Source organism: Segatella copri, from assembly GCF_009494395.1.
In the GTDB taxonomy this organism is placed as follows: Bacteria; Bacteroidota; Bacteroidia; order Bacteroidales; family Bacteroidaceae; genus Prevotella.
The window spans coordinates 21,369-27,775 of sequence record NZ_VZCB01000103.1; the positions used below are offsets into that span (position 1 = coordinate 21,369).

Below are 6,407 nucleotides of genomic sequence, written 5' to 3' on the forward strand. Positions count from 1 at the left end.
CATAAAACTAATCATTAAGTTCAAAGCTCAAAGTTCAAAGTAAATGATTCAAGAATACCAGATAAGAATTCTGCCCGAACAGGCAGCAAGCGAGGAAGGCATCAAGCGTTATCTCGCCAAGGAGAAAGGATTGGATGTGAGAACATTGAATCAGGTGAGAGTGTTGAAGCGAAGCATCGACGCCCGCCAGCGTACCATCTTCGTGAACCTGAAGGTGCGTGCCTATATCAATGAGTTTCCGCAAGACGACCAGTATATTCATACGGAATATCCCGATGTGAGCAGCAGACCTCGTGTTATTGTTGTGGGTGAGGGACCTGGCGGCCTCTTCGCTTCTCTGCGCCTGATAGAATTGGGTTACCGTCCTATCGTGCTGGAGCGAGGCAAGGATGTGCGCGAACGCAAGAAGGACCTCTCTAACATTACCAAGACTCAGAAGGTAGATGGGGAGAGCAACTACTGTTTCGGTGAAGGTGGAGCCGGTGCATATAGTGACGGAAAACTCTATACCCGAAGCAAGAAAAGGGGAAGTGTAGACAAGATTCTGAACGTATTCTGCCAGCATGGTGCCAATACCAATATCCTGGCAGATGCCCATCCGCATATCGGTACCGACAAGTTGCCACGCGTCATTGAAAACATGCGCAACACCATCATCAAGTGTGGCGGAGAAGTGCATTTCCAGACCAAGATGATTCGTCTGATCCTTGAGAGTGAAGGTAAGCTGACGGCACCTGATGCTGCAGCTGGCGATAGGGTGATAGGTGTAGAAGCCGTGAATCTGGCTACGGGTGCTGAGGAAACTTATCGCGGACCGGTTATCCTGGCAACAGGTCATAGTGCCCGCGATGTATACCGCTATCTCGCTTCGGCAAAGATAGATATCGAGGCAAAGGGCATCGCCGTGGGCGTGCGCCTGGAACATCCATCCCAGCTCATCGACCAGATTCAGTATCACAATAAGAGTGGTAGAGGAAAATATCTGCCTGCTGCCGAGTATAGCTTTGTTACCCAGGTAGAGGGCAGGGGCGTTTACAGCTTCTGCATGTGTCCGGGTGGCTTTGTGATTCCGGCAGCCACCGGACCGGAACAGCTCGTGGTGAACGGTATGAGTCCTAGTAACCGTGGTACTGCCTGGAGCAATTCGGGCATGGTGGTGGAAACGCATCCCGAGGATGTGGCGCAGTTCGTGAAGGAACATCAGGCTATCATCGAACAGACGGAAATGAAGGCGCAGCAGAATGCTTCACTCTTCACTCCTCACTCTTCACTCCAAATGATGTACTTCCAGGAAATCGTGGAAAAGCAATGCTGGCAGCAGGGCAACATGAAGCAGACGGCACCAGCCCAGCGTATGGCCGACTTCGTGAACAACCGTCTGAGCTACGACCTGCCAAAGAGCAGCTATGCTCCGGGTATCATCAGCAGTCCGCTGCATTTCTGGATGCCTTCGTTCGTGAGTAAGCGTCTGCAGGAAGGTTTCAGGACTTTCGGCAAGAATGCGCATGGCTTCCTGACCAACGAGGCTACCCTGATAGCGATGGAGACGAGAACCTCATCGCCTGTACGCATCATCCGCGACCGCGAAACCCTGCAGCATGTACGCATCCAGGGACTCTTCCCATGCGGTGAAGGCGCAGGATATGCTGGGGGAATCGTATCGGCTGGCGTAGACGGTGAGAGATGCGCAGAGATGTGCGCTGAGTATATGAAGCAGTTATAAGTAGATACAGAAATAATGAAATATAGAAATTTAAGATGTCTTCGACTGAGTTTCTGGGCGATGCTTCTCTGTCTGTTCCTGGCAGCATGCGGTTCAGAATCTTCAGAAACCCGAAAGCAGTTGAAGACAAAGGCAGACCTGAAGGGGGCTGTGATAGGTGTGCAGCTCGGTACCACGAGTGACGGACTTGCCACCGAGTTGGAAAAGAAAGGAGATGGCACCAAGGTGGAACGGTACAACAAGGGTGCCGATGCCATCCAGGCTCTCCTGCAGGGAAAGATAGACTGCATGGTGACCGATGAGGCGCCTGCCAAGGCATTTAAGCGGGTGAATCCATCGCTCAATATCCTGCCTGAGACCTTCGACGCGTCTTCGTTCGCTATCTGTGTGGCTAAGGATCATGCTGAGTTGAAGCAGTCCATCAATAATGCCATCCGTATCCTGAAAGCGAATGGCGTCATCGATTCCATCGTCAACCGCCATCTGGAAAGGGGCATTGCCGTGGCTTATACGCCCAAGACTTCGGATGTGAAGAAAGTGGGACCGGAAGCGCTGAAGCATCTGGGACTGAAGAAGAGTCTGCGATTTGCCACCAACGCTACTTTCGAGCCTTTCGAGTATTACCAGGATGGTAAGATTGTGGGTATCGATGTGGATGTGGCGAATGCTATCGGCGATGTGATGGGCGTGGATGTGGAGATTCTCGATATGGAGTTTGACGCCATCATCACCTCAGTGCAGGCTGGTAAGGCTGATGCAGGTATTGCCGGCATCACGGTTACCCCAGAACGGGAGAAGAATATCGGATTTACGGATTCCTACGCCGATGTCAGACAGGTCATCATGGTGAATTCCGGAGATGTGAAAGCTGCCGGCAATCAGCCGGGAATGATAGATAAGTTTAAATCCTGCTTCATGGATGACAACCGTTATCAGTATCTGTTGCAGGGCTTGGGCAATACGCTCATCATCACCTTCTTTGCCATCATCCTTTCCGTGATATTGGGTACGGTGATAGCCATCGTAAGAGCACGTCATGAGCGTAGAGGCGGCTGGAGGATTCCGAATATGCTCTGTCAGCTGTATCTCACCATCATGCGTGGTACGCCAACGATGGTGCAGTTGCTCATCATCTATTATGTGGTCTTTGCCTCGGCAGATGTCAATAAGATTTTCGTGGCTGTCATCGCCTTCGGATTGAATTCGGCTGCCTATATTGCAGAGGTGATCCGTTCGGGCATCATGTCGGTGGATGAAGGCCAGATGGAGGCGGGCAGAAGTCTCGGTCTCTCGTATGGAAAGACTATGCGCCTCATCATCCTGCCGCAAGCCTTCAAGAATGTGCTCCCGGCAATGGGTAACGAGCTCATCACTCTGCTCAAGGAAACCTCTATCAGCGGTTATATCGGACTGGTAGATTTGACCAAGGGTTCTGACATCATCCGAAGCATCACCTACGAGGCAATGATGCCATTGGGCGTAGTAGCCTGCCTCTATCTCATCCTCGTTCTCGGACTGAATGCAGGCGTGAGAAAGCTGGAGAAGCGACTGAGAAAGAGTGAAAGATAAAACAATGAATAAAATGAACGAAATAATCAAGATAGAAGGACTTCGTAAACGCTTCGGCGACAACGAGGTACTGAAAGGCATAACAACCTCGGTGAAGAAAGGCGAGGTTGTAGCCATTATCGGTCCATCGGGTTGCGGAAAGAGTACTTTCCTGCGCTCCATCAATCTGCTGGAGGAACCTACCAAAGGTAAAATCTATATCGACGGTATGGATATCACTTCCTGGGATGTAGACATCAACAAGATGCGCCAGAGAGTGGGCATGGTGTTCCAGCAGTTCAATCTCTTCCCTAATATGACCATTCGTCGCAATATCATGCTGGCTCCGGTAGAATTGGGCAAGATGACAAGGGAAGAAGCCGATGAGAAGGCAACGGAACTCCTGACCCGTATCGGACTGCTGGACAAGGCAGACAGCTATCCCGACAGTCTTTCGGGTGGACAGAAGCAGCGTGTGGCAATCGCCCGTGCCCTGGCGATGAATCCCGAGGTGCTCCTCTTTGATGAGCCGACTTCGGCACTGGACCCGGAGATGGTTGGAGAGGTGTTGCAGCTGATGAAAGATGTTGCTGCCGAGGGAATGACCATGGTGGTGGTGACGCATGAGATGGGGTTTGCAAGAGAAGTGGCAAACCGTGTTCTCTTCTTCAGTGACGGCTATATCACGGAAGATGGAACTCCTGAGCAAATATTCAACCATCCAAAATCGCCAAGATTGCAGGAGTTCCTGGGAAAGGTTCTGTAATAGTTGATAGTTTACAGTTACTTGATGACAATAAAAAAAGATGCATTACTGGTATATCCAGCAATGCATCTTTTTTATTTGATGGTCTACAATCAGTAAAATGTTAACTGTAAGCTATTAACTATTAACAGTTTTCTTCTCAATAATCTCTTCAGCACGTTTCAGAGCCTTGCTGATGTGATCTGTGATATTCTCCTTGCCAAGAATATTGTAGAAACCTGCCTTCTCCAACTGGGCATTCACTTTCTCACATACACCGGAGAGTACAACCTGAATGTCCTCCTTCTGGCTCATCTCGCAGAGGTTGGTGAGGTTGTGGATACCAGTAGAATCTACAAATGGAACCTTGCGCATACGGATGACGCGTACCTTTGGACGATCTCCGAAAGCTGCCATCACTTCCTCAAACTTGTTACCGGCTCCGAAGAAGAACGGACCATTGATCTCGTATACCTCTACACCCTTAGGAATCGTGTAGTGCTCAAGGTTGGTAGAGAGGAAGTCGAACTCCTTGTTCAAGTCAATCTCATCATCTGTGATGGCTGTCACGTCGGTGGTTTCGCTCATTCGTTTCATGAAGAGCAGGCAGGCGATAATCAGACCTACCTCGATAGCCACGGTCAGGTCGAAGATGATGGTGAGGAAGAAGGTGATCAGGAGCACTGTAACATCGCTCTTCGGATTCTTCATCAGCGCCAGGAAACTTCTCCATCCGCTCATTCCGTAGGATACGACAACCAATACACCGGCAAGACATGCCATCGGGATGTATTTGGCAAGAGGCATCAGGAAGAGGAATATCAACAACAATACCACAGCATGAATGATGCCGGCAACTGGAGTCTTACCACCATTATTAATATTGGTCATGGTACGGGCGATGGCACCTGTGGCTGGGATTCCGCCAAAGAGTGGGGAAGCGAGGTTAGCCAAACCCTGGGCTACCAACTCGGTATTACTGTCATGATGATCGCTGATGACACCATCGGCTACGGTTGCAGAAAGCAAACTTTCGATAGCACCCAGAATGGCGATGGTGATGGCTGGGGAAACGAGACTCTTGATAGTCTCCCAGTTCATCTCTGGAACCTGGGCTGCAGGCAACTCATTGCTGATAGAGAAGCGGTCACCGATGGTTTCTATGCTCTCTACACCAGCAAACTGCTTGAGCAATAGTGCTACTACTGTCATCAGGATGATGGCAATAAGAGAACCCGGAATCTTCTTGCTGAACTTTGGTGTGATGGCGATAACCACTACGCTCACTACACCGATGAGGGCACACCATGGATCGATGGTATCAAAACTCTGGAAGTAGACACCCCATTTCTCCAGGAAGTCGGAAGGATTGGAAGCTAGTGTCAATCCAAAGAGGTCCTTGATCTGGGTCGTGAAAATGGTTACGGCAATACCACTGGTGAATCCCACTACGATAGGGTAAGGGATATACTTGATGATGGTTCCAAGACGGAGAAGTCCGAAGAGAACCAGGAACAGACCAGCCATCAGTGTCGCTATCGTCAAACCTTCCATGCCATATTTCTGGATAATGCCATAGATGATAACGATGAATGCTCCCGTAGGACCACCTATCTGCACCTTGCTTCCACCGAAGATGGAGATGATAAGACCTGCTACAATAGCGGTGATGATACCCTTTTCAGGGGTCACGCCAGAAGCGATACCGAATGCGATGGCCAGAGGCAGGGCTACGATACCAACGATGATACCTGCCATGAGGTCAGACATGAATGTTTTCTTGTTGTATGTCTTCAAACAGGAAAACAAACTCGACTTAATTGCTAATGCCTTCATTTGAAAGTTTTAAAAATTATGTAATTATTTCTTGTTATCCGTTAAAACGTCTGCAAAGGTACTACATTTTTTTTATATGGCAAAATGTTTTTCATAGTTTCTTGTTTTCTTTATCCTTTTCCTCCTTTACTCTCTCTTTTCTTCCTTTCTTCTTTTTTATTCTCTCTTTTCTTCCTTTCTTCTCCCTTTATTTTTCAATACATTATTATGGATTGCGCATGTATGTGTGTGCCCGCACATATCTGCGAGTGCACGTATGTATATTATAAGGAGCAGTTTGATATAAAACGCCGCAAAGTGTTTAAGACTGTTAAAATTAAAATAAAAATGAAACTTTCTTCTTGAAAAATTTGGTAGTTTCGAAAATAGTTAGTACTTTTGCACTCGCTTTTGAGAAATACGGTTTCTCTTAGCAACATAAAGAAAGAGTTCTTTGAAAGATTTTACATAAACAGACAAGTAGTACAAGAAGCGGTTAACTTCTTAGAAATAAGAAAGTTGACTGGGTAAAAGAAACGAACCGTCAAGTAATTGACAAGTCAGGTTTACTAAGCT

The 6,407-nt window shown here is 48.2% G+C and carries 4 protein-coding genes; 3 read left to right on the forward strand and 1 reads right to left on the reverse strand.

Features of this window, described 5'->3' with window-relative positions:
• Positions 1-43: 43 nt before the first annotated feature.
• The 3 genes from F7D73_RS15765 to F7D73_RS15775 are packed head-to-tail and all read left to right on the forward strand — an operon-like array spanning position 44 to position 4,037.
• On the forward strand, positions 44-1,723 hold the full coding sequence (locus F7D73_RS15765; protein WP_153126263.1) for an NAD(P)/FAD-dependent oxidoreductase: 1,680 nt from the start codon (positions 44-46) through the stop codon (positions 1,721-1,723).
• A gap of 15 nt (positions 1,724-1,738) precedes the next feature.
• On the forward strand, positions 1,739-3,292 hold the full coding sequence (locus F7D73_RS15770; RefSeq protein WP_153126265.1) for an ABC transporter substrate-binding protein/permease: 1,554 nt from the start codon (positions 1,739-1,741) through the stop codon (positions 3,290-3,292).
• A 4-nt stretch (positions 3,293-3,296) separates the two neighbouring features.
• A complete protein-coding gene (locus tag F7D73_RS15775; RefSeq protein WP_153126267.1) occupies positions 3,297-4,037 on the forward strand; it encodes an amino acid ABC transporter ATP-binding protein in 741 nt (246 codons plus the stop codon).
• 117 nt (positions 4,038-4,154) lie between these two features.
• Here F7D73_RS15775 and F7D73_RS15780 read toward each other — a convergent pair whose 3' ends face one another.
• A complete protein-coding gene (locus F7D73_RS15780) occupies positions 4,155-5,852 on the reverse strand; it encodes a SulP family inorganic anion transporter (RefSeq protein WP_153126269.1) in 1,698 nt (565 codons plus the stop codon).
• Between the last annotated feature and the right edge of the window lie 555 nt (positions 5,853-6,407).